The organism is Actinomadura sp. NAK00032, assembly GCF_013364275.1.
Classification (GTDB): Bacteria; Actinomycetota; Actinomycetes; order Streptosporangiales; family Streptosporangiaceae; genus Spirillospora.
Genome location: NZ_CP054932.1, coordinates 7,212,948 through 7,235,560, shown reverse-complemented (window position 1 = coordinate 7,235,560; position 22,613 = coordinate 7,212,948). Strand labels below are relative to the sequence as shown.

The window sequence follows — 22,613 nt, the reverse complement described above, 5'->3', positions numbered from 1 at the left end:
GATCGTTTGGGTGTCATAGTGTCACCGCGTGCGTACTCTGGCGGATCACGCGAACGCGGCCGGCGCCCGGCGGACCCGGCGGCGGATCGCCGTGCGGCACGCCCGCGCCGTGCTGGACGCGCTCGAGCAGCTCGTCTGGGGGCTGGCCACGGCCCTGCTGTCGTTCGCGGCCCTGCTGGCGTTCCTGCTGGCCGCGCCGCTGTACGCGGTGGGCGCCGGTCGGCCGCTGGCGCCGGTCTGGCCGCGGATCGTCCGGGCCGTCGCCGAGCGGGAGCGGGCGCGGCTGTCGCGGTCGGGCCCCGAGCTGATCCCGATGGGGCCCGCGCCGAGCCGGCCGGGGGCGGTCCGCACCGATCCGGTGCTGCGGCGCGACCTGGGCTGGCTCGCGGTGCACGGCACGGCGGGCCTGTTCCTCGGCATGGTCGGGACGACCCTGGCGGTCAACGCCCTGCAGAACGTGACGTACCCGCTGTGGTGGCGGCTGCTGCCGGCGGACAACGCGGCCCCGACGCTGGTCTTCTGGACGGTGCACCGCGAGCGCGACGCCCTCGCGGTCGCCGCGTTCGGCGTCCTGCTGGCCGTCGCGTTCGTGATCGTCGGGCCGGGCACGGCCCGGCTGCAGGCGTGGCCGGGCCGGCGCCTGCTGGCGCCGCCGCCCGACGCCGACCTGTCGCTGCGCGTCGCCGAGCTGTCGGTCACCCGCGCCGCCGCGCTCGACGCCCACGCGACCGAGCTGCGCCGCATCGAGCGCTCGCTGCACGACGGGGCGCAGAGCCGGCTGGTCGCCGTGTCCATGCTGATCGGCGCGACCCGCCGCGCGGTGGCCCGCGACCCGGCCGAGGCGGACGTCCTGCTGGAACGCGCGCAGGACGCCGCCGAGCAGGCGCTGGCCGAGCTCCGCGCGGTCGTGCGCGGCATCCTGCCGCCCGTCCTCGCCGACCGCGGGCTCGCGCGCGCCCTGGACGGCCTCGCCGCCGACTGCGGCGTCCCCTGCCGGGTGGACGTGGACATCCCCGGCCGCTGCGCCGTGTCCGTCGAGGCGACCGCCTACTTCGTGACGGCCGAGGCGCTCACCAACATCTCCCGGCACAGCGGCGCCCGGCAGGCCGCCGTGGTCGTCCGCCGCAGCGGCGGCCGGCTGCTGCTGCGCGTCGAGGACGACGGCGCCGGCGGCGCGGACGAGCGCGCCGGCTCCGGCCTCGCCGGCATCCGCAGCCGGATCGAGGCGCACGACGGCACCCTCGCCCTGACCAGCCCGCCCGGCGGGCCGACCGTTCTCCGGATGGAGCTGCCGTGCGGATCGTGATCGCCGAGGACGACCCGCTGCTGCGCGAGGGCATGGCGGCGCTGCTGCGCGCCGAGTCCCTGGACGTGGTGGCCGCCGCCGACGGCCCGGACGCCTTCCTCGACGCGGTCGAGCGGGGCCGCCCGGACGTCGCCATCGTCGACGTCCGGATGCCGCCGACCCACACCGACGAGGGGATCCGGGCGGCGGTCGAGGCGCGGCGCCGGCGGCCCGGGCTCGCCGTCCTCGTCCTGTCCGCCCATGTCGAGCAGGCGTTCGCGAGCGAGCTGCTCGCCGGGGGCGCCGACCGGCTCGGGTACCTGCTCAAGGAGCGGATCGGCCGGGTCGAGCAGTTCCTGGTCGCGCTGCGCCGGGTCGCCGAGGGCGGCACGGCCATCGACCCCGAGGTCGTCACGCAGCTCATCACGCGCGGCCGCGCCGACACCGGGCTGGAGCGGCTGACCGGCCGGGAGCGCGACGTGCTCGCGCTGATGGCGGAGGGGCTCGGCAACACCGCCATCGCCGAGCGGCTCGTCGTCACCGACGGCGCCGTCCACAAGCACATCCGCAACATCTTCGCCAAGCTCGACCTCGCCCCGACCGACCGCGTCTCCCGCCGCGTCGCCGCCGTCCTGCGCTACCTGGAGGACACCAGGCGGCGCGGCTAGGAGGCCGAGCGGGCGGAACCCGCGTCCCGGCGGCGCGCGGCCGGGACGCGGGGGCTCTGCCTACTCGCGGATGCCGATGCCCTCGACGGGCGGTGTCCGCATCAGCCGCACGATCGGCAGGACGGTCGCGACCAGCGCGAGCAGGACGGTCCCGCCGACGATGGTGATCCACCCGGCGGCCGGGACGTACGGGACGCGCTGCCCGGCGAGCGCGTTGACGACCGAGGACAGCGTGACCGCCGCGATCCCCACGCCGATCGCGAGCGCCACCCCGAGCAGGACGGACTGCTCGGCGTAGGCCATCCGCCGCACCTGGCCGCGGGTCAGCCCGACCAGCCGCAGCAGCGACAGCTCCCGGGCCCGCGACAGCCCCGCCATGATCAGCGTGTTGGCGGCGGCGAGCACCGCGTAGCCGACCAGGACGGCGATCAGCATCTTGTTCAGCCACGCGCTGATCGCGAGGTCCTTGGCCAGCTCGCCGTTGAGCTCGCTCGTGCCGGTCACGGCGCTCGCCGGGTACTTCGCCGCGAGCCCCTTCAGCGCGGCCCCCGAGTCGACGCCCCGCGCGGTGCGGATCAGCACGTGGTCGTTCAGCCCGGTCGCGGTGTGCCCGGCGAGCGTCTCGTTGGCCAGCGTGACGTCCCCGAACCCGAAGTTGCGGTCGTAGGTCGCCACGACCCGCAGCGTGACCGGCGTGCCGTCGCCGAGCCACAGCTTCACGTCCTTGCCGACCCGCAGGTCGTTCTGGCCGGCGAGGGAGGTCGACACGGCGACGGCGCCGGCGCGCAGGTCGCCCAGGCGTCCCGACTTGACGCCGAGGTCCAGGGTCTTCTCCACGCCCTGCGGGTCGACGCCCTGCGCGACGAACGTCATGGGCTCGATGTCCGTCGGCGCGATGACCGACGTGCGGCGCACGCCGGTCGCGGCGAGCACGCCCGGGACGCGGCGCGCGTCCTCGGCGGCCGACGCGGGCAGCCCGGCGGCGCCGGCCAGCACGTGCTGCGCGATCGTGCCGTCCCGGCTCTGCGCGACCGTCTGCCGGTCGAGGTTGTCCTGCAGGAACCAGACGGTGCCGCCCAGCCCCACCGACAGGACGAGCCCGGTCAGCACCGCCACCATGCTGCGCGCGTTGCCGTGCAGGTTCGCGGCGGCCAGGTACCCGCTGTCGCCCCAGACGGTCCGCAGGACCGGGCCGAGGACCTGCGCGGCGGCCCGGTTGATCCACGGCGCGAGCAGCGCGACCGCCACCACGAACGCGATCAGCATGCCGAACGCGACGCCCATGGCGGTCTGCCCGGTCGCGGTGCCGGTGAGCCCGATCATCGCCACCGCGCCGACGAGGCACACCGCGCCGGACACGATCCGGAACCTGCCGCCGAGGGACGTCTCGACGGCGGCCTCGCCGAGCGCCTCGGTGGGCCGGATGGCGGTGGTGCGGCGCGCCGCGACCAGTGCCGAGAGCAGCGCCACGACGGCCACGGCCGCGATCGACGCGAGCGCGGCGAGCGCGCCGCCGCGCACCTCGAACGACTCCGGCACGAAGCCCCGGTCGACGAGCTGGTCGCGGATCCAGAGGGTGGCGGCGAAGCCGGCCGGGACGCCCACGACCGCGGCGAGCGCGGCCAGCATCCCCACCTCGCCGAGGATGAGCCTGCGCACCTGCGCCGGGGTCGCCGCGATCGCCCGCAGCAGCGCGATGTCGCGGCGGCGGTGCCGCACCGACAGGCCGACCGTGGCCGCGACGACGAACACGATGATCATCACGGCGTAGCCGGCGAACGCGGCGCCGGCCTGCATGGTCATCTCCTTGGCGGCGGCGGCCTCGGGCTCCTCGGCGAGCCCCCGCTCGTCGCCGGTGTAGGCCTTGGCCTGGGCGGCGCCCGCGATGCGCTCGACCTTCGCGGTCACCGCCTCCCGGTCGGCGCCCGGCGCGGCGAGCACCCCGACCGCGTCGACGCGGCCCGGGTGCGGGTCGAGCGCGGCGGCCCGCGCGTCGGTGAAGAACAGCGCCGCGCTCGTCCCCTTCGCGTCGCCGGTGTCGACGACGCCGCTCACCCGGACCGGGTGGGCGGCCCCGCCGGCGAGGAGTTGCACGGCGGCGCCGGGCTTCAGCTTCCCGGCCGCGGCGAGACGGGCGTCTACCGCGATCTCGTCGTCGGCGCGCGGCGGTGCGCCCGACACCATGCGGTGCGGGCCCAGCGCGGCGCTGGCCCAGCCGTGGCCCAGCGTGGGGACGGACGCCGCCGCCGGCAGCGCGACCGTGACCGACCGGTCGGCCACGGCCTGCTTCACGCCGGGGACCGCGGCGATCCGCGCGACCAGCGACTCGGGCACTCCGCCGCGTTCGGGCAGCACGAGCTTCGTGGTCTCGCGCTCCCCGAACTTCTCGGGACCGGCCACCGTGAGGTCGCGCTTGGCGACGACGGCGAGCGCGTCCGAATACCGCTGCGGCAGCCCGTTGTAGCGCAGCCCCGACTCGGTGAGGACGCCGCACACGGTGAGGACCAGCACGCCGGCGCACAGCGCGATGAACGTCGCGACGAAGGTGCCCTTCCGGTACCGCAGCATCTGCAGGGCGAGGAGCAGCACCGCTCAGCCCTCCTGGACCGCGACGGGCTTGCGGCGGCCGAGCATCGCCAGCTCCTCGGCGATGCGCGGGGCGCCGGGCTGCGGCATGTCCCGCACGATCTTGCCGTCCGCCAGCACGATGACCCGGTTGGCGTAGGACGCGGCGACCGGGTCGTGCGTCACCATGATGATCGTCTGCCCGGACTGCTCGACGGCCGCGCTCAGCAGCGCGAGCACCTCCGCCGCGGTCGTCGTGTCGAGCGCGCCGGTCGGCTCGTCGCAGAAGATCACCTCAGGCCGGGTGACGAGCGCGCGGGCGATCGCGACCCGCTGCTGCTGGCCGCCGGACAGCTCCGCCGGACGGTGCCCGAGCCGGTGCGCCAGCCCCACCCGCTCGATCACCTCGGTGACCCACGCCGGATCCGGGCGGACGCCCGCCAGCCGCGACGGCAGCAGGACGTTCTGCTCCACGGTCAGCGCGCCGATCAGGTTGAACGCCTGGAAGACGAAGCCGATCCTGCTGCGCCGCAGCATGGTCAGCTCCTTCTCCGACATCGTCGACAGGTCGGTGTCGCCGATCACGACCCGTCCCGATGACGGCCGGTCCAGCCCCGCCGCGCAGTGCAGCAGCGTGCTCTTCCCGGAGCCGGACGGCCCCATCACCGCGGTCATCGTCCCCCGGCGGAACCGGGCGTCGACGCCGGCGAGCGCGGCGACGGGATTCTCGTCGCCGTACGTCTTGCTGACGCGTTCGATGTGGACTACGTCGTCCACGGGGGGCATTGACATCGGGAGCAGTCCTCCGGGGGGAATCGGTCTCGTTCGAGTGCCCCACGACGCTAGGAACGCCGCCTCACCCGCGGCAATGCAGCCAGTTGCCCATGCGGCGGTAGTGCAGGCGCTACCGGCCCCAGGGGAGCCGCCTGCCCGGTCGTGCCCGCTGTACCGGGATGGTGGTGCTGGCTACACCCTGTTTCTTCCTGTGCGCGTTATGGAATCGGGCACCTGCGGATCGCCATTCTTGAGGCTTCCCTGAGAAACGTCCCCCGCTCCCACCGACCAGGTGGTTTTGAGGAGAACAGGTGTCCGAGTACTTCCCGCCCGCCCGTCCCGGCGTCCCGTCCGCACGCCGCCGCAGGCCGGTGCGGTTCGCCGCCGTGGCGGCGGCCGCCGCGCTCGCCCTCGCGGGCTGCGCCACCGGCGACAAGGCCGACGCCGAGGCGGAGATCGGCACGGCCAAGAACGAAGTCGCGGTGCTGGCGGCGATGCAGAAGGTGGTGAAGGCCGGCTTCCCCGGCGTGCTGGTCTCCGTCAAGGGCGCGGACGGCGAGGTCCGCGACTACTCGGCCGGCGTCGGCGACCGCGAGTCCGGCGACGCGCCCCCGAAGAACGGCTACGTGCGCGTCGGCAGCAACACCAAGAGCTTCGTCGCCGCGACCGTCCTGCAACTGGTCGGCGAGGGGAAGGCGAAGCTGGACGAGCCGATCGACACCTACCTGCCGGGAATCGCGAAGGGCCCGGACTGGGACGGCAAGAAGATCACCATCCGGCACCTGCTCGGGCACACCAGCGGGATCCCCGACTACACGCAGGCCCTCGTCCCGACGACCGACACGCTCCCGAACAAGACCTACACGGCGCAGGACCTGCTCCGGCCCGCGCTGAAGATGAAGGCGTTGTTCCCCGTCGGGAAGAAGCGCGAGTACAGCAACACCAACTACGTCCTCGCCGGGATGCTCGTCGAGAAGCTCACCGGCAAGCCGGTCGGCGAGGCGGTCACCGAGCGGGTCATCGACCGGATCGGCCTCAAGCAGACCTACTGGCCGAAGCCCGGCGACACCGACGTCCGCAAGCCCCGGATGGAGGGGTACATCGCGCCGCCCGGCGGCAAGCTGACGAAGGCGACCGAGATGGACCCGTCGATCTCCGGCGCCGCCGGCATGGTGATCTCCACCCCGCGCGACCTCAACCGCTTCTTCGGCGCCCTGGTCGGCGGCAAGCTGATGCCCGCCGCGCAGCTCGCGGAGATGCAGAAGACGATGGAGTCGCCGGGCGACATGCCGGACACCGTGTTCGGGCTCGGCCTCGACCAGACCACGCTGTCCTGCACCAAGATCTGGGGCCACGGCGGCGACATCCACGGCTACGAGTCCCGCGGCGGCGTGACGACCGACGGCCGCGAGGTCACGGTCATCGTCAACGCGCTGCCGAGCGCGATCATCGCCAAGCAGGACTCGATGGAGGCCATGCAGAAGGACGCGCTGGCCAAGATGACGCAGATCTCGAAGCTGGTCGACACGGCCATCTGCAAGTAGCGGCCATCCGCAAGTGACCGCACCGCCCGCGCCGGTGGCGTCCCTCGGGGGGACGCCACCGGCGCGTCCGTGTGCGCGGGGCGGCATGGGTCACGCCGCCGTCGCGGCCTGCGCGGTGACGCGCTGGATCGCCTTGACGGCGAGGTCGGGCCGGTCGACGTAGATGTAGTGCTCGCTGCCGGTGGCGGTGCTCAGCTTGGCGCGCTTGGAGACGCCGAGCCACTTGCGCTGGCCGGCCGTCCACCCGCGCTCCAGGGCCGGCCCGTACTGGGGGACGGCCGCGAGGTACTGCTTCCCGTGCCGGATCACCTCGGCCGGGATGTTCCCGGCGGAGCGGACCTTCCCGTCGGTGATGACGAGCTTCTCGGCATTCTTGCCCCCGTTCACCGCGAGGGTCTCCGCGCGCACCTGCGCCCCCGGGCCGGTGGCGGACTCGGGGATCACGTTCTCGATGTCGGCGACCGGTGTCGGCGAGGTGGCGTCCATCAGGACGAGGCCCTTGACCCGGTCCTTGTGGTCGGGGGCGTACCTGGCGGCGATCATCCCGCCCAGCGAGTGCCCGGCCAGGACCACCCGGCCGTCGCCGGCGACCCGGTCGAGGACGCCGCTCAGCACCTTCCCCGTGTCGGCGAAGCTCTGCGGGCCCTTCGGCGCCTCGCTCGCGCCCTCGCCGAGCCGGTCGTAGGAGCAGACCCGGTTCTCCTCGCTCAGGGTCTTCTGGAGGGCGGCCATCTTGCCGAGCCCGTCGCCGAGCCCCGCCATCAGGACGATCACCGGCTCGTCCTTGGCCGGGCCGCCCGCGCAGGACACGTTCACCGACCGGCCGGCGACCTTGATCTTCTTGGTGCCGGTGAACGCGTCGGCGGTCTTGCGCGGTTCGGGGGAGTCGAACGGGAACGCGCCCGAGTCGTCGTCGCAGCCGGTGAGCCCGGCGGCGGCCACGGCGCAGCAGGCCGCGATCGCGGCGGTCTTCGTGAGCGTGCGGATCATGACGTCCTCCAAGGGGAAAATCGAATGCCGAGGAATGGTTCGCCGACTGAACTCCTCCGCGAAGGGAATTTCGCGGCGCCGGTGTCGCTTCCGACATTGAGAACGCTATGGATTCGGCCCCTGCTAGATCATCACCGCGTGGTTGACAATCGCCTGTAGCTCGCATGGGGGACAGCCCCGCCGCCGTGACCGCCACCGCAGGGAGCGGGCCCGGACCGGCTTCGACCGCGCTCTTCGTCGAACTGCCGCACCGGTTCGGCGCGGCCGAGCAGCGGGAGCAGTTCGTGGAGCCGTCCGCCCGGGGCGAGTTCAACACGCTCGGCGCGGCGACGACCCGCGACGGCGTCTTCGCCCGCACGTCCGGCCGCCGGGTGGCGGGCCGCCCATTCGGTTACCTGTAACATCGCCCGGCCGGGCGGCGCGCGCCTTTCCCCGCCGGATCATCGAGGGCCCGAATCGGCTACGGTCAGGGGGCACCAGGAAAACGACAAGACGGGGAACGCACGTGGCGCAGAAGGTTCGCATCATCATGACGGACGACCTCGACGGCGGCGAGGCCGCCGAGACGGTGTCGTTCGCCATCGACGGCAGGACGTACGAGATCGACCTCAGCGAGGACAACGCCCGCAAGCTCCGCAGCACGCTGCACAGCTACATGGAGAGCGGCCGCCGGCTCAAGGGCACCCGCGGCGCGGTTCCGGCCCGCGCCGCCCACGGCCGCGAGCGCGGTGCCGAGATCCGCCAGTGGGCGAAGGACCAGGGCATCGAGATCAACGAGCGCGGCCGCATCCCCGCCACGGTCATCGCCCAGTACGAGGCCGCGCACTGACGACCGCCCGCGAATGGTCGGCGCTCCGGCGGGCGCCGGCTTGTGCGGCGATGTTCCACAGGGGCCGAGTCCTCCCTGCGGGAGCTGGGCGGCGTCGACCCGGCTGAGCGGCTCGGACGGCCGGTGCGGGCCGTTCGGCCGCGGGGCGGTCCAGTTGAATAGCCAGGCTCACTTTTTTGGACGATGTGATCATCTGCTCGTCCGGGGAATGGTGATCTGGTGATCAGCTGCGCGGTACATGATCACGATCAGGTTGCGGGTTATCGTGCCATTCTTGTTGTGGGTGAGGCTTTTTCATAGGTTCGCCCGAACGGGGGTGGAAGTCCGTGTCGTGCCGCGTCTGTCCGGTTTCGCGATCCGAACCGGGCGGGGACGGCGCCCCGAGCTCCCTGAGGAGACGCCATGTCCGAGGTCAAACGCCGTGATCTGCTGGCCGGAGCCGCGGCCTTCACCGGGTTCGCGACGGCCGGCCTGCTGCCCGGCACCGCCGCCGCCGCGACCCGGCAGCGGCCCGGTGCCGTCCGGCCGCCCTCCCTCACCGCCGGCGACCGGGCCGTGGTCGCCCGCGTCGACGCGCGCCGGGCGCTGCGGCACCTGCGGGTGCTCAGCGATGAGATCGGCTGGCGCGTCGCCGGCACCGGCGCCGAGCACCGCGCCGCCCACTACATCGCCGGGCAGCTGCGCGACCTGGGGTACAAGGTCGAGCTGCAGCCCTTCCCGGTCGCCGACAGGTACCTGGCGGAGATCCGCGCCAAGGGCGAGCGGCGCTGGCAGTGCAGCGCGTCCCCGCAGGGCGCCGTCGCCTCCGCTCGCGGGGCGGTCGTGGACGTCGGCCCGGTCACCGAGGTCACCGGCGACGTGCGCGGCAAGCTCGTGCTGTTCGACCGCGTCACCGGCCAGGAGACCGAGCAGGCCGAGGCGGCGGCCGGCGCGGGCGCCGCGGCGGCCCTCATCGTCAACGCGCGCTCGACCACCTACCCGGAGCGCAAGCCCGGCTCTTTCGTCCCGAACCTGAAGGAGCCGGTCGCGATCCCCGTGCTGGGCCTGGCCGAGTACCACGGCGAGCGGATCCGGGCCGGTGCCCGGCGCCTGTCGTTCGAGGTCACCCATCACACCGGGCTGACCTCGTACAACGTCCTGGCCGAGCGGAGGGCCACGCTGCCCGACCCCGGGGGCAAGGCCGTGATCGTCAGCGCGCACTACGACAGCGTCCCCGGCTCGCCCGGCGCCAACGACGACGGCAGCGGCACCGTGCTGTGCCTGGAGCTGGCGCGCGTCCTGAGGCGGCTGCCCACCCAGCAGGCCGTGCGCGTCTGCCTGTGGGGCGCGGAGGAGAGCGGCCTGGTCGGCGCTCGGCACTACGTGAAGGGGCTCGACGAGGCGGAGGTCGCGCGGATCACCGGCTGCTTCCAGAACGACATGGTCGCCACCAGCCATCCGCCCGCGGGGACGTACTGGCTCCTGTCGGTGGACGGCGCCGACAACACCACCACGGCCGCGGTGAACGCCGCCGCGCGCCGCCTCGGGTACGTCGACCAGACCGAGGGGCCGACCGCTCGCGGCTCCAGCGACCACGAGGCGTTCCACGAGCGCGGTATCCCGGCGGGCAACTTCAGCTGGCGCGGCGGCGAGGCGCCCAGCCGGTTGGAGCCGATCTACCACACCCCGCAGGACACGATCGCCGAGAACATCAGCCTGGAGCGGCTCCAGGTCTCCCTCGAACTGATCGGCTGCGCCGCCTACGACGTGGCGCGCCGCAAGTAGGCGCGGTAAGGAGCACGACCGCACGTGCCCGCCGCCCGCGTCCGGGCGGCGGGCACCTTTGGCAGGACGCCCGGTCGTGTGCGACCATCGGTTCTTCGATTTTCGAAGATTTCGCGTCGCGAGGGGATGTGACGGCCATGACCAGCGCGTCCGACCGGGCGGTGGAGCTCCGCCCCCTGGACTTCCTGGACATCGACGGCCTGCTGTCGGACGAGGAGCGCGACATCCGCGACACCGTCCGCGGCTTCGTCGAGGACCGGGTCGTCCCGCACGCCGGCGACTGGTTCGAGGAGGCGGCCGTCCCGCGCGACCTGCCGCGCGAGCTGGGCGCGCTGGGCGTCCTCGGCATGCACCTGGAGGGGTACGGCTGCGCGGGCACCAGCGCGACCGCGTACGGCCTGGCCTGCATGGAGCTGGAGGCGGGCGACAGTGGGGTGCGCAGCATGGTGTCCGTCCAGGGGTCGCTCGCGATGTTCGCGATCTGGCGGTGGGGCTCGCAGGAGCAGAAGCGGCGCTGGCTGCCCGGGATGGCGACCGGGGAGACCGTCGGCTGCTTCGGGCTGACCGAGCCCGACGCGGGCTCCGACCCGGGCGCGATGCGCACCCGCGCGCGCCGCGACGGCGGCGACTGGATCCTCGACGGCCGCAAGATGTGGATCACCAACGGCTCGATCGCGGACGTGGCCGTGGTGTGGGCCCGCACGGACGAGGGCGTCCGCGGCTTCCTCGTCCCGGCCGGCACGCCGGGGTTCACCGCGCCGGAGATCCGCAGGAAGCTGTCGCTGCGGGCCTCGATCACCTCCGAGCTGGTGCTGGACGGCGTCCGGCTGCCGGCGGACGCCGTCCTGCCCGAGGTGTCGTCCCTGCGGGGCCCGCTGTCGTGCCTGAACGAGGCCCGCTACGGCATCGTGTGGGGCGCGGCCGGGGCGGCGCGGGCCTGCTTCGAGGCCGCGCTGAAGTACGCGGGGGAGCGCACCGCGTTCGGCAAGCCGATCGCGGGCACCCAGATCCAGCAGCAGAAGCTCGCCCACATGGCGCTGGAGGTCAACCGCGCGACGCTGCTCGCCCTGCACCTCGGCCGGCTCAAGGACGCCGGGCGGCTGCGTCCCGAACAGGTCAGCATGGGCAAGCTCGGCAACGTCAACGCCGCGCTGGACGTCGCCCGCAGCGCCCGGCAGGTGCTCGGCGCCAACGGGATCTCGCTGGAGTATCCGGTGATCCGGCACATGAACAACCTGGAGTCGGTCGTCACCTACGAGGGGACGGCGGACGTCCACGCCCTGGTGATCGGCGGCGCCCTCACCGGCGTCCAGGCGTTCCGGTGACCGGCGCGCCCGCGGCCAGGCCAGGCTCGGCCCGGTGAAAGATCCCCGCGCCACGGTGCCCACGGCCCAGCAGCACGCCGTCGACGCGCTGCGCCGCCGCATCGCGTCCGGGGACGTCCGGCCCGGTCAGCGGGTCAATCAGGAGGACATCGCCGCGCAGGTCGGGCTGAGCGTCGCGCCGGTGCGGGAGGCGCTGCGCGTCCTGGCGGAGGAGGGGCAGCTCACCTACCGGCCCCGGCGCGGGTACGTCGTCACCGAACTCCAGTACGCGGACCTCAGCGAGATCTACGCGCTGCGCAAGATCCTGGAGGAGCGCGCGGCCCGGCACGCGCTCCCGCTGCTGGACGGCGCCGCGCTGCGGCGCATCGGCGAGGCCGCCCGCGCCTGCGCCGAGGCCGCCGCGGCCGGGGACGTCGCCGCCGAACTGGCCGCCAACCGCGCGTTCCACTTCGCCGTCCTGGAGACGCCCGGCCAGCCGCACGTCCTGCGGCTGATCCGGCTGCTCTGGGACTCCACCGAGGTGTACCGGGCCATGTACTACAACGACCCCGAGGAGCGCGCGGCCTCGGTGGACGCGCATGACCGGATCATCGAGGCGGTCCGCGCCGGGGACGCCGACCGGCTCGTCCGCGAACTCGACGCGCACCGGGAGCGCGCCCTGGACGTCCTGCGCGCCGTCCTGGCCCCGCCGGACGGCTGACCGGCGCGCGAGTCCTGGACTATTGGACGGCGACTCATTACGTTCCTCACTGCTACCCCGGCCCCCGACGGTCTCCAGTCGTCGGGCAGGTTCCCAGCAGGAGGATCCGGCGATGGCGGATTCGTTCGAAAGCGCGCTGCGGACGGCGATCCAGACGCGCGGACTCGGGCTGGAACGGCTCCATGCCAGGCTCGCCGAACGCGGGATCCAGGTCAGCGTCGCGAGCCTCAGCAACTGGCAGCGGGGCAGGTGCCGCCCGGAGCGGGTGTCGGCCGTCCGGGCGCTGGAGGAGATCCTCGAAGTGCCGCCGGAGTCCCTGACCGCGCTGCTCGGGCCGCGCCGCCCGCGCGGCCGGTGGGCCCACAACGTGCCGGGCGCGCTGGCGTACCGCGACGTCAGCGAGGTGCACGCCAGCGTCGACCTGCTGCTCGGCCAGATCCGCAACCCGGTGGACGGCCAGCTGCGCTGGCTGAGCTGCGACGAGACGGTCCGCGTCGGCGCCGGCCGGGACGAGCGGTCGGTGCGCACGCGGGCGGTGTTCCAGGCGCGCACCGACGGCGTCGACCGGCACGTGGCCGTGTACCACTGCGAGAAGGAGATGCTGCCCGACATCCGCCGGGCGTCCCACTGCCGGCTCGGCCAGGTCCGCACCGACGCGGCGGCCGGGGTCACCGCCGTGGAGCTGCTGTTCGAGCGCCCGCTGCGGCGCGACGAGACCTGCATGGTCGACTACGAGTTCGGGTACAGCGGCGGCGGGCCCGAGGCCACGTTCTACCACCGGTGGTTCCGCCACCCCATGCACATGTACCTGCTGCACGTCCATTTCGAGCCGGACGCCCTCCCGGCCCGCTGCCACCGCGTCTGGCAGCCGAACACCGTGACGCCCCCGACCGACGTGCGGGAGCTGCCGCTGTCGGACTGGCGGGCCGTCCACATGGCCGAGGCCGATGTGCGGCCCGGCGTGCACGGCATCCGCTGGGAATGGGACTGAGGCGCCCTCTCGGCCGCCGTTTCCAATTTATAGCCGCGTATACGTTGAAATGCCTCCGGGATGGTAAGGGTTGTTTCCCATCCGCTGCAGGACGACCATTCATTTGACGTTCTCCGGACGTCCGAAGAACCCCCACCCCGTCCCCGGAGGAGTGCGTTTCCATGCATCTTCGCTCCGGCCTGCGCGCCGCCGTGTGCGCGCTGGCCCTCACCGCCGCGGCCGTGCCCGGCACCGCCGACGCGGCCGCCCTGCGCCTGGACATCTCGATGCAGGCGCAGCAGATGTCCAACTGGTGCTGGGCCGCGTCCGGCAACACCGTGGCCGCCTTCATGGGCCGGAACTACACCCAGAACCAGTTCTGCAACCTCGCCTTCAACCGGTCGATGAACTCGTCCTGCCCCAACAGCCAGGCAACGCTCGCCGACGACCAGACGGCGTTCCGCAAGATCGGGATCAGCCCCGGCAACTACGTGTACGCCCATCTCTACTACTGGGCGATCGTCCGCGAGATCGACGCGCGGCGGCCCGTGATAGCCCGCATCCAATGGACGAGCGGCGGCGGGCACATGGAGGTCCTGTACGGCTACGACGACAGTTCGAACATGGTCTATTGGGGCAATCCCTGGCCGTCGGACTACCGCTACAACTGGTCGTCCTACGACTACTACGTCAGCAACGGCACCTTCTTCTGGACCCATTCCCTCGACTACATCGGCGCATGAGGAGGCGTGAGATGAAACTGTTCACCGGTCTCGCGCTCGGCGGCGCGATCGCGGTCTGCACGGCGGCGCCGGCGATGGCCGCGTCCCCCGTCCCCGCCCCGCCGCCGGCGGCCGACCTGGCCGCCGCCCGGCAGGTCGCCGCCGAGGCGTCCCCGACCGTCGCGCGCTTCTTCGCCGGACGGGGCAGGACGGACAAGGCCGGCGCCGCCGCGGCGAAGCGGATGGCGCCCGAACTGACCGGCCCCACCGTGCCCGTGTACGACCTGAACCCGGGCTTCGTCACCGGCGCCTCCGGCACCGTCGCGCGGCTGTCGTTCCTCGCCACCGAGGCGGTCTCGACGGACGGTCAGCACGCGTCGGTGTGGGCCGTCCGCAAGAACGGCACGTGGCGGCTGGCCAACATCGCCTCCGGCGCGGACGAGGAGACCTACGCCCGCAACAGCGGCACGGTCTTCCGCGAACCGCAGGTCAACGCCTGGTACGCGCTGCGGAACGGCCGGATCCACCCCCTCAACACCGAGGCGCGGCAGATGACGGGCGCGGCGTCCGTCTCGCTGGCGGACTACCAGCGGGCGGTCGGCGAGCGCTATGGCGACCGCATGCCGGGCTCGTCCTACGACCGGCAGGGCATGGCGGGCGGCTACGGCCCCGCGGAGGACGGCGGCTCCGGTGGGAGCCAGGTGCCCGCCGTCCTCGGCGGACTGCTGCTCGCCACCGCCGCCGGCGGCCTGGCCGTCCGCCGGTACGCGGTCGGGGTCAGGCCGACGAGTTCGCGGAAGCGCCGCGCGAAGTAGGTCGGATCGTCCCAGCCCACGGCCGCGCCGACGCGCGCGGCCGGGAGGTCGGAGTGGGCGAGCAGGTCGGCGGCCCGCTCCGCCCTGATCCGGGCCAGGTGGCCGAGCGGCGACGCCCCCACGTGCCGGACGAACAGCCGCCCCAGGTAGTCGGGGTCGAGGTTGACGGCGCGTGCGAGGCCGTCCAGCCGCCACGCCTCGGCGGGCGCCGCCTCCATCCGCGCGATGGCGGCGGCGACCGCCGGGTGCATGCCGGGCCCGGCGGCGCCGGGGGCGCCCGCGTCGGCGAGGACGCCGAGGACGGTGACGAGCCGGCCGAGCGCGCGGCCGGTGCGGGGCCGGGCCCCCGACAGGTCGGCTTCGAGCAGCCGGATCTGGTCGATGGCCTCGTCGGCGGCGTCCGGCCCGAGGGCGGTGACCGCCACGCCCCGGGAGCCGGAGGCGACGGGCTCGGTCCACAGCAGCCGCCGCAGCGCCGGGACGCGCATCATCCCCTCCAGGTCGGAGCGCAGCGCCTTGGCCGACACGCAGCAGTTGGCGACGACGAGACCGGCGCAGCCCTCGAAGCCGTGCCACGCGCCCGGCCGGAGCACGACGGCCTGGCCGTGCCGCAGCCGGTGCCCGCCCCGGGCGGTCACGTGCGTGCCCCGGCCGGGCCCGATGACGGCGATCTCGACGAAGTCGTGCGCGTGGGCCTCGACGTCCGAGGAGAGCCGCTGCACGCCTCCCCAGATCGGCCCGTCCGCGAACAGCGCCCGCTCGTGCAGCACCGTGGTCATGTCGGAATCGTACGACTGCAGGACGACATCGGCCTAGCCGGTCCCGCCCGCCGTTGCGAGGCTTTCCACATGAGCGAACAGACGGACATCGGCCCGGACGGGCGCCTCTCCGACGACCTCGTCAGCAGCTACCGCGAGAACGGATTCGTCCGAGTCCGGGGCATGCTCGGCCGCGAGCGGGTCGAGCGCTTCAGAGCCGGCGCGGAGGCGTTCCTCGACACCCATCGCGGGGAGAGCCTGGAGAAGGGCGGCGCCTTCAGCCAGCTCGTCAACGTGTGGCGGCGCGACGAGACCATGCGGGACCTCACGTTCGACCGGCGGCTCGGCCGGGTCGCCGAGCAGCTCGCCGGGTTCCCGCTGCGGCTGTGGCATGACCAGATGCTGGTGAAGGAGCCGCACAGCAACACCGCCACCGAGTTCCACCAGGACCGGCCGTACTGGCCGCACACCGATGACCGGCTCCCGCTCTCGGCGTGGATCGCGCTGGTGGACGTCCCGCCCGAGCGCGGCTGCATGACGTTCCTGCCCGGCACCCAGACCCGCAGCGGCCTGCGCGCCCAGGACCTCCACGAGGAGGGAGACCTGTTCGAGGCGGACCCGGAACTGCGATGGATCCCGCGCGTGACCATCCCTCTCCGGGCCGGGGACTGCACCTTCCACAGCGGCTACACCGGCCATATGGCCCTGCCCAACACGACCGATCTGGCGAGGCTCGCGCACGTCGTCATCTACATGGACGACAAGACCGTCTTCAGCGGCGCCCCGCACCCCGTGACCGACCACCTGGGGCTGACTGAGGGCGCCCGGCTGGACGGTGACGACTTCCCGAGGCCGTGGGGGTGACGCAGATCGCCGCCGCCCGGACCGGAGTCCATGATCCCGTTTAGGTTAGGCTCTCCTTAATCGGTTCTGATTTCGGAGGAAAGTGGTGCTAGCCGGACTCGGCCTGCGCGGATGAGCGCGGTCATGGAGCGGCGGCCCGCGTCCGGCCGCGCGTCCGGGGCCGCCATCGCGCGCCGGCGGCGGATCGCGGGGCTGGCCGCGCTCGCCGTGCTGCTCGCGGCCGCCGCGGTGGGGTCGCTGGCCGTCGGCGCGCGGGCGCTGAGCCCCGGCGAGGTCTGGGACGGCCTGCTCGCCTCCCCCGGCTCCTCCGACCAGCGGCTCACCGAGATCAGGCTCATCGTGCAGACCGTGCGGGTGCCCCGGACGGTGCTCGCGATCGTGGCGGGCGCGGCGCTCGGGGTCGCGGGGGCGCTGATCCAGGGCGCCACCCGCAACCCGATCGCCGACACCGGACTGCTGGGCGTGAACTCCGGTGCCTCCTTCGCCGTGGTGTCGGCGATCTCGCTGTTCGGGCTCGCCAGCCCGTTCCAGTACGTGTGGTTCGGCTTCCTGGGCGCGGCGGCCGCCGGGGCCGTGGTGTTCGGGCTGGCGAGCATCGGGCGCGGGGCCGGCAACCCGCTGACGCTCGCCCTGGCCGGGCAGGGCGTCACGGTCTTCCTGGCCGCGATGACCACGGCGATCGCCCTGTCGGACCAGCAGTCGCTCAACGCGCTGCGGTTCTGGAACGCGGGCACCGTCGCGGGTGTCGGGTTCCGCGTGATCTGGCCGGTGACGGCGTTCATCGCGGTCGGCCTGGTGCTGGCGCTGGCCACGCTCCCCGCCGTCAACCTGCTCAACCTGGGCGACGACGTGGCGCGGGCGATGGGAGTGAACACGGCGGTGAGCCGGACGGTCGGCATCGTCGCCATCACCCTGCTGGCGGGCGCGGCGACGGCCGCGTGCGGCCCCATCGCGTTCATCGGGCTGATGGTGGCCCACGTGGCGCGCCATCTGACCGGGCCGGACTACCGATGGCTGGTGCCCTGCGCGGGGCTGCTTGGCGCCGTCGTCCTGCTGGTCTGCGACATCGTCGGACGCGTGGTCGTCCGGCCCGGCGAGCTGGACGCGGGCATCGTCGTCTCCCTGGTCGGCGCCCCGTTCTTCGCGGCGCTGGTGTGGCGCGGAAAGCTGAAGAGCGCATGACCGGGACGGACGTCAAGCGGCCGGTGGCGCCCGGCGTGCGGCTCGGCCGGATGTCGTTCGTGTGGCGCCCCTGGCCCCTCCTCGTGACGGCGCTGCTGGCGGCGGGAACGTTCCTTGTCCTCTGCCTGTCGGTCGGCGCGGGCGACTTCCCGATCGCGCTGCCCCGGGTGATCGGCACGATCTTCGGCGGCGGCGAGCGGTACGACCGCTTCGTGATCATGGATCTGCGGCTGCCCCGCGCGCTGGCCGGCCTCGTCGTGGGGATCGCGCTCGGCGTCTCCGGGGCGATCACGCAGTCCATCGCGCGCAACCCGCTGGCCAGCCCCGACGTCCTCGGCATCACCCAGGGCGCCGGCGCGGTCGCCGTGCTGCTGCTGACGGTGTCGGGCGGCACCACCGCGGCGATCGCCGGCTCGGTGGGTCTGCCCGCGGCGGCGCTCGCGGGCGGCCTCGGCACCGGCCTGCTGGTGTACCTGCTGGCGTGGCGGCGCGGGATCGACGGCTTCCGGCTCGTCCTCATCGGCATCTCGGTGAGCGCCCTCATGCAGGCGGTCACGACATGGCTCCTGGTCACCGCCGACATCACCGACGTGGCACGCGCGCAGGCGTGGCTGATCGGCTCGCTGGACGGCCGCGGGTGGGACGAGGTCAGGGTGGCGCTCGTCGGCACGCTCGTCCTCGCGGTCGTCGTGGCCGCCGTGGCGTTCCAGTTCCGGCCGATGCACTTCGGCGACGACGTCGCGGCGGGCCTCGGCGTCCGGTACTCGCTGGTGCGGGCGGTCATGCTGCTGTGCGCGGTGCTGCTGGCGGGGGTGGCGGTGAGCGCGGCGGGCCCGGTCCCGTTCGTCGCGCTGGTGGCGCCGCAGGCGGCGATGCGGCTGGCGCGGTGCGCGACGCCGCCGCTGGCCGCCTCCGGCCTGGTGGGCGCGCTGCTGCTGATCGGCTCGGACCTGGTGGCGCGGACGGCGCTGCCGGTGTCCCTCCCGGTCGGCGTGGTCACCGCCGCGATCGGCGGGCCCTTCCTCGTCTATCTGCTGGTGCGAGCGAACCTGAGGCGGGTGGCATGACAGTGCGGAGCGGGAATCGTGAACCGGCCGCGAGACTCGCGGCCCGGGGGGTGGCGGTCGGGTACGGCGGCCGGACGGTCATCGACGGGCTCGACGTGGAGATCCCCACCGGCGTGATCACCACGATCATCGGCCCCAACGGCTGCGGGAAGTCGACGCTGCTGCGCACCCTGTCGCGGCTGCTCCGGCCGGCCGCGGGCTCGGTCGTGCTGGACGGCGCCGACATCGGCAAGCTGAGGACGAAGGACGTGGCGAAGAAGCTCGGCCTGCTGCCGCAGGGGCCGGTCGCACCGGAGGGGCTGACGGTGTCCGACCTGGTCGCGCGGGGAAGGCACCCGCACCAGGGCTGGCTGCGGCAGTGGTCGTCCGACGACGCCGACGTGGTGGAGCGCGCGCTGGCCATGACCGGGGTGTCCGACCTGGCGGACCGTCCGGTGGACGCGCTGTCCGGCGGGCAGCGGCAGCGCGTCTGGATCTCGATGATCCTCGCCCAGGGCACCGACCTGCTGCTGCTGGACGAGCCGACCACCTACCTCGACCTGGCGTACGCGATCGAGGTCCTCGACCTGGTGGACGACCTGCACGAGGCGGGGCGCACCGTCGTCATGGTGCTGCACGACCTCAACCTGGCCGTGCGCTACAGCGACAACCTCGTGGTGATGCGGGACGGGTCGATCCTCGCGCAGGGGCACCCGCGCGACGTGATCACCGCCGAGCTGCTGCACGAGGCGTTCGGGCTGCGCGCCGAGGTGATCGACGACCCGGTGGGGGACCGGCCGCTCATCGTGCCGATCGGCCGCAACCACGTCGTCCTGGACGCCCTGCCGGACGCCCTGCCGGACGCCCGGCCCGGACTCTCTGATTAGGTTAGCCTAACCTTATTTGATCGTGCTAGGGTAAGGCCGCCCTTATCGGGCCATAGCGGACAGCACAAAAAGCGAGGATGTCGCATGCCCCTCCCCACCACGACACTGACGAGATCCTTGCGGCGGTGGGCGGCGGTACTGTCCGCCGCGATCCTGAGCGCCGGACTCCTCGCGGGCTGCGGCTCCAGCTCCGACGACGCGTCGGACGGCGGCGCCAAGGGCGGTGCCGGCGGCGTGTTCCCGGTCACCGTGGAGCACGCGTTCGGCTCGACGGAGATCACCAAGGCGCCGGAGCGGGTCGTCACCGTCGGCTACACCGACGACCAGGCCGTGCTGGCGCTCGGCATCAAGCCGGTCGGCATGGTCGACCAGTACCCGAACCCGCCCGGCACCACCCCGGACATCAACACCCAGTGGCCCTGGGTGAAGGACAAGTGGGGCGACGCCCGTCCCGAGGTCGTGATGAGCAACGGCGACTCCGGCCCGAACTTCGAGAAGATCGCCGCGCTCCGGCCGGACCTGATCATCGCGGTCTACTCCGAGATCGACAAGGCCGCCTACGACAAGCTCTCCAAGCTCGCCCCGACCGTCGCCCGGACCAAGGCCGAGAAGGAGCCCTTCAGCGCGCCGTGGCAGGACAACGCGGTGCACATCGCCAAGGCCCTGGGCAAGGAGGCCGAGGGCAAGAAGATGGTCGCCGACATCCAGGGCAAGCTCGACGCCGCCCGCAAGGCGCACCCCGAGTTCGCCGGCCAGACCGCCGTCGTCCTGTCCTGGTACAAGAACTCCGTGGCGCCGTTCACCACCACCGACGTGCGCGGCCGGATCGTGTCCGGCATCGGCTTCAAGGGCGCCACGGAGATCGACAAGATCGCCGGCGGCAAGTTCTTCACCGTGCTGTCGCCTGAGCGCATCGACCTCATCGACGTCGACCGCATCTTCGTCATCAACGACAAGGCCGACCAGGAGGCGCTGAAGAAGTTCGAGCTGTTCACCAACCTGCCCGCGGTCAAGGAGGGCAAGGTCTCCTACCTGCTGGACAGCGAGGGCCCGGCGGTCGGCGCGGCCGTGTCGCAGGGCACCCTGCTGTCGCTGCCGTACGCGATCGACGAGATCGTCAAGTCGGTCGGCCAGCAGGAGTGACCACCGCCGCCCCGCGCCTCGCCCCGGCCGCCCTGCGCACGGCGTCCGGGCGCGAGGCGTCCCGCTGGGTCGCGGCGCACTGCCGCGAGACGCCGTGGCTGACGGGCACCGCGGTGCTCGCCACGGTGGCGGGCGCGGCGCTCCAGGTACTGCCGGTGCTCCTGCTCGGCCGGGTGGTCGACGGGGTGACCGGGGGCGGCTCGCCCGCCATCCTGATCACGATCGGGGCCCTGCTGCTGGCCGCCGCGCCGCTCGGCGCCGCGGCCACCGCCGCGTCGACGTACCTGATCGGGCGGCTCGGCGCGCAACTGCTCGCGCGGCTGCGGGAGGGCGCCGTCCGGTCGGTGCTCGGCATGCCGAGCGCGCGGATCGAGCAGGTCGGCCGGGGGGACGTGCTCTCCCGCGTCGGCGACGACGTCGCCGTCCTGTCCAAGGGCATCCGGACGGCCGTCCCCACGGTCTTCTCCGCCGGCGTGCTGGTCGCGATCGCCACCGCCGGCATGTTCGGCCTCGACTGGCGGCTCGGCCTGGCGGGCGCGGGCGCGCTGCCCGCCTACGCGCTCGCCCTGCGCTGGTACCTGCCGAGGTCGGCGCCGCTCTACCAGCGGCAGCGCGCGGCGCAGGCCGACCGGGCGCAGGAGCTGATCAGCGGGCTGGACGGGATCGGCACCGTCCGCGCGTACCGGCTGGAGGACGCGTTCCGCGCCAAGGTGACCCGCGAATCGTGGCGGGTGCGCGACCTCGGCATCGAGGTGTTCCACCTCTTCGGCCGCTTCGTCGGCCGGGAGAACCGCGCCGAGTTCATCGGCCTCACTCTCATCATCACGGTCGGGTACGCCCTGCTGGAGGCGGACGCCGCCAGCCTGGGCGAGGTCGCGGCGGCCCCGCTGCTGTTCCACCGCCTGTTCAACCCGCTGGGCTCCATCATGTTCACCTTCGACGAGGCCCAGAAGTCGGGCGCGAGCCTGACCCGGCTCGTCGGCGTGCTGGGAGAGCCGGCCGAGGAGCGCCTGGTGGGCGGCACGCCCGCCGCGCCGGACGCCGCGTCCCACCCGGTCACGGTCGAAGGGCTGACGTTCACCTATCCCGGTTCCGAGGAGCCCGTCCTGCGGGACGTCGACCTGGCGATCCCGGCGGGCGGCTCGCTCGCGCTGGTCGGCGCGACGGGCGCGGGCAAGTCCACCCTGGCCGCGCTGATCGCGGGCATCGGGACCCCGCAGGCCGGGTCGGTGCGCATCGGCCCGTTCGACCTCGCCGACCTGGACGAGGCGGGCGCGCGGGCCCTGGTGAGCATCCTGACGCAGGAGACGCACGTCTTCTCCGGCCCGCTCGCCGACGACCTGCGGCTGGCCGCGCCGGACGCGTCCGGCGACGAACTGCGGGACGCCCTGCGCACGGTCGGCGCGGACGGCTGGGTCGACGCCCTGCCGGACGGCCTGGACACCCCGGTCGGTGAGGGCGGCGAGCGCCTCGACGCCACCCGCGCCTCCCAGCTCGCGCTGGCCCGGCTGGTGCTGAACCGGTCGCCGGTCGTGGTGCTGGACGAGTCGACCGCGGAGGCGGGCAGCCAGGGCGCCGCCGCGCTGGAGCGGGCCGTCCTCGACGCGTGCCGGGGACGCACGACGCTGTTCGTCGCGCACCGGCTCACCCAGGCCATGGCGGCCGACCGGATCGCCGTGCTCGACGCCGGGCGCGTCGTGGAGCAGGGCACCCACGACGAACTGGTGGCGCTCGGCGGCCGGTACGCGCGGCTGTGGCGCGCCTGGCGGGCGGGGGGCTGAG

The 22,613-nt window shown here is 73.6% G+C and carries 20 protein-coding genes; 16 read left to right on the top strand and 4 right to left on the bottom strand.

What is annotated here, in order from left to right:
* The first annotated feature begins 28 nt into the window (after positions 1-28).
* Positions 29-1,306 carry a sensor histidine kinase gene (locus tag HUT06_RS33045; protein ID WP_254715509.1) on the top strand — a complete coding sequence of 426 codons (1,278 nt, stop codon included), beginning with the start codon at positions 29-31 and terminating at the stop codon, positions 1,304-1,306.
* Complete coding sequence (locus HUT06_RS33040) at positions 1,294-1,953, top strand: response regulator transcription factor (RefSeq protein ID WP_176199280.1); 660 nt, start codon at positions 1,294-1,296, stop codon at positions 1,951-1,953. Before HUT06_RS33045 ends, HUT06_RS33040 begins: the two co-directional genes overlap by 13 nt.
* A gap of 60 nt (positions 1,954-2,013) precedes the next feature.
* Here the strand turns inward: HUT06_RS33040 and HUT06_RS33035 are convergent, their stop codons facing one another.
* Together HUT06_RS33035 and HUT06_RS33030 are read right to left on the bottom strand one after the other, a co-directional pair.
* Positions 2,014-4,542, bottom strand: a complete 2,529-nt coding sequence (locus HUT06_RS33035) for an FtsX-like permease family protein (RefSeq protein ID WP_176199279.1) — start codon at positions 4,540-4,542, stop codon at positions 2,014-2,016.
* Between the two features lie 3 nt (positions 4,543-4,545).
* Positions 4,546-5,295: an ABC transporter ATP-binding protein gene (locus HUT06_RS33030; RefSeq protein ID WP_254715508.1), complete on the bottom strand. Its 750-nt coding sequence runs from the start codon at positions 5,293-5,295 to the stop codon at positions 4,546-4,548.
* A gap of 308 nt (positions 5,296-5,603) precedes the next feature.
* Between HUT06_RS33030 and HUT06_RS33025 the strand changes: the two genes are divergently transcribed.
* Positions 5,604-6,836, top strand: a complete 1,233-nt coding sequence (locus HUT06_RS33025) for a serine hydrolase (RefSeq protein WP_176199278.1) — start codon at positions 5,604-5,606, stop codon at positions 6,834-6,836.
* A gap of 90 nt (positions 6,837-6,926) precedes the next feature.
* On the opposite strand, the gene HUT06_RS33020 is transcribed toward HUT06_RS33025, so the two are convergent.
* Positions 6,927-7,826, bottom strand: a complete 900-nt coding sequence (locus tag HUT06_RS33020) for an alpha/beta fold hydrolase (protein ID WP_176199277.1) — start codon at positions 7,824-7,826, stop codon at positions 6,927-6,929.
* 164 nt (positions 7,827-7,990) lie between these two features.
* Here HUT06_RS33020 and HUT06_RS33015 point away from each other — a divergent pair, with 164 nt between their 5' ends.
* From HUT06_RS33015 to HUT06_RS32985, 7 genes are all read left to right on the top strand, one after another.
* A complete protein-coding gene (locus HUT06_RS33015) occupies positions 7,991-8,227 on the top strand; it encodes a hypothetical protein (protein ID WP_176199276.1) in 237 nt (78 codons plus the stop codon).
* 104 nt (positions 8,228-8,331) lie between these two features.
* Positions 8,332-8,655, top strand: a complete 324-nt coding sequence (locus tag HUT06_RS33010) for an Lsr2 family protein (protein WP_176199275.1) — start codon at positions 8,332-8,334, stop codon at positions 8,653-8,655.
* 402 nt (positions 8,656-9,057) lie between these two features.
* On the top strand, positions 9,058-10,419 hold the full coding sequence (locus HUT06_RS33005; RefSeq protein ID WP_176199274.1) for a M20/M25/M40 family metallo-hydrolase: 1,362 nt from the start codon (positions 9,058-9,060) through the stop codon (positions 10,417-10,419).
* Between the two features lie 137 nt (positions 10,420-10,556).
* The gene (locus tag HUT06_RS33000; RefSeq protein ID WP_176199273.1) at positions 10,557-11,744 is read left to right on the top strand and encodes an acyl-CoA dehydrogenase family protein; all 1,188 of its coding nucleotides are present in this window, start codon (positions 10,557-10,559) and stop codon (positions 11,742-11,744) included.
* A gap of 34 nt (positions 11,745-11,778) precedes the next feature.
* Positions 11,779-12,444 (top strand): GntR family transcriptional regulator, encoded by a 666-nt coding sequence (locus HUT06_RS32995; protein ID WP_176199272.1) that lies wholly within the window; start codon positions 11,779-11,781, stop codon positions 12,442-12,444.
* A gap of 112 nt (positions 12,445-12,556) precedes the next feature.
* A complete protein-coding gene (locus tag HUT06_RS32990; protein ID WP_176199271.1) occupies positions 12,557-13,435 on the top strand; it encodes a helix-turn-helix transcriptional regulator in 879 nt (292 codons plus the stop codon).
* Positions 13,436-13,596: 161 nt separating this feature from the next.
* Positions 13,597-14,157, top strand: coding sequence for a papain-like cysteine protease family protein (locus HUT06_RS32985; RefSeq protein WP_176199270.1), 561 nt, complete (start codon positions 13,597-13,599; stop codon positions 14,155-14,157).
* A 640-nt stretch (positions 14,158-14,797) separates the two neighbouring features.
* Here HUT06_RS32985 and HUT06_RS32980 read toward each other — a convergent pair.
* Positions 14,798-15,730, bottom strand: coding sequence for a helix-turn-helix domain-containing protein (locus HUT06_RS32980; protein ID WP_176199269.1), 933 nt, complete (start codon positions 15,728-15,730; stop codon positions 14,798-14,800).
* Between the two features lie 69 nt (positions 15,731-15,799).
* On the opposite strand from HUT06_RS32980, the gene HUT06_RS32975 reads away from it, so the two are divergent.
* From HUT06_RS32975 to HUT06_RS32950, 6 genes are all read left to right on the top strand, one after another.
* Positions 15,800-16,573 (top strand): phytanoyl-CoA dioxygenase family protein, encoded by a 774-nt coding sequence (locus tag HUT06_RS32975; RefSeq protein ID WP_176199268.1) that lies wholly within the window; start codon positions 15,800-15,802, stop codon positions 16,571-16,573.
* A 111-nt stretch (positions 16,574-16,684) separates the two neighbouring features.
* Positions 16,685-17,755, top strand: a complete 1,071-nt coding sequence (locus tag HUT06_RS32970; protein WP_176199267.1) for an iron ABC transporter permease — start codon at positions 16,685-16,687, stop codon at positions 17,753-17,755.
* Positions 17,752-18,822 carry an iron chelate uptake ABC transporter family permease subunit gene (locus tag HUT06_RS32965; RefSeq protein WP_176199266.1) on the top strand — a complete coding sequence of 357 codons (1,071 nt, stop codon included), beginning with the start codon at positions 17,752-17,754 and terminating at the stop codon, positions 18,820-18,822. The genes HUT06_RS32970 and HUT06_RS32965 overlap by 4 nt, the downstream gene beginning before the upstream one ends.
* On the top strand, positions 18,819-19,688 hold the full coding sequence (locus HUT06_RS32960; protein ID WP_176199265.1) for an ABC transporter ATP-binding protein: 870 nt from the start codon (positions 18,819-18,821) through the stop codon (positions 19,686-19,688). The genes HUT06_RS32965 and HUT06_RS32960 overlap by 4 nt, the downstream gene beginning before the upstream one ends.
* A gap of 84 nt (positions 19,689-19,772) precedes the next feature.
* Positions 19,773-20,831 carry an iron-siderophore ABC transporter substrate-binding protein gene (locus HUT06_RS32955; protein ID WP_176199264.1) on the top strand — a complete coding sequence of 353 codons (1,059 nt, stop codon included), beginning with the start codon at positions 19,773-19,775 and terminating at the stop codon, positions 20,829-20,831.
* The gene (locus tag HUT06_RS32950; protein WP_176199263.1) at positions 20,828-22,612 is read left to right on the top strand and encodes an ABC transporter ATP-binding protein; all 1,785 of its coding nucleotides are present in this window, start codon (positions 20,828-20,830) and stop codon (positions 22,610-22,612) included. The genes HUT06_RS32955 and HUT06_RS32950 overlap by 4 nt, the downstream gene beginning before the upstream one ends.
* Position 22,613 lies beyond the last annotated feature (1 nt).

Coding starts and splice junctions, on each gene's coding strand:
- HUT06_RS33020 (WP_176199277.1), bottom strand. CDS start 7,826: ATGATCCGCACGCTCACGAAGACCGCCGCGATCGCGGCCTGCTGCGCC.
- HUT06_RS33015 (WP_176199276.1), top strand. CDS start 7,991: ATGGGGGACAGCCCCGCCGCCGTGACCGCCACCGCAGGGAGCGGGCCC.
- HUT06_RS33005 (WP_176199274.1), top strand. CDS start 9,058: ATGTCCGAGGTCAAACGCCGTGATCTGCTGGCCGGAGCCGCGGCCTTC.
- HUT06_RS33000 (WP_176199273.1), top strand. CDS start 10,557: ATGACCAGCGCGTCCGACCGGGCGGTGGAGCTCCGCCCCCTGGACTTC.
- HUT06_RS32990 (WP_176199271.1), top strand. CDS start 12,557: ATGGCGGATTCGTTCGAAAGCGCGCTGCGGACGGCGATCCAGACGCGC.
- HUT06_RS32985 (WP_176199270.1), top strand. CDS start 13,597: ATGCATCTTCGCTCCGGCCTGCGCGCCGCCGTGTGCGCGCTGGCCCTC.
- HUT06_RS32980 (WP_176199269.1), bottom strand. CDS start 15,730: ATGACCACGGTGCTGCACGAGCGGGCGCTGTTCGCGGACGGGCCGATC.
- HUT06_RS32975 (WP_176199268.1), top strand. CDS start 15,800: ATGAGCGAACAGACGGACATCGGCCCGGACGGGCGCCTCTCCGACGAC.
- HUT06_RS32970 (WP_176199267.1), top strand. CDS start 16,685: ATGAGCGCGGTCATGGAGCGGCGGCCCGCGTCCGGCCGCGCGTCCGGG.
- HUT06_RS32965 (WP_176199266.1), top strand. CDS start 17,752: ATGACCGGGACGGACGTCAAGCGGCCGGTGGCGCCCGGCGTGCGGCTC.
- HUT06_RS32960 (WP_176199265.1), top strand. CDS start 18,819: ATGACAGTGCGGAGCGGGAATCGTGAACCGGCCGCGAGACTCGCGGCC.
- HUT06_RS32955 (WP_176199264.1), top strand. CDS start 19,773: ATGCCCCTCCCCACCACGACACTGACGAGATCCTTGCGGCGGTGGGCG.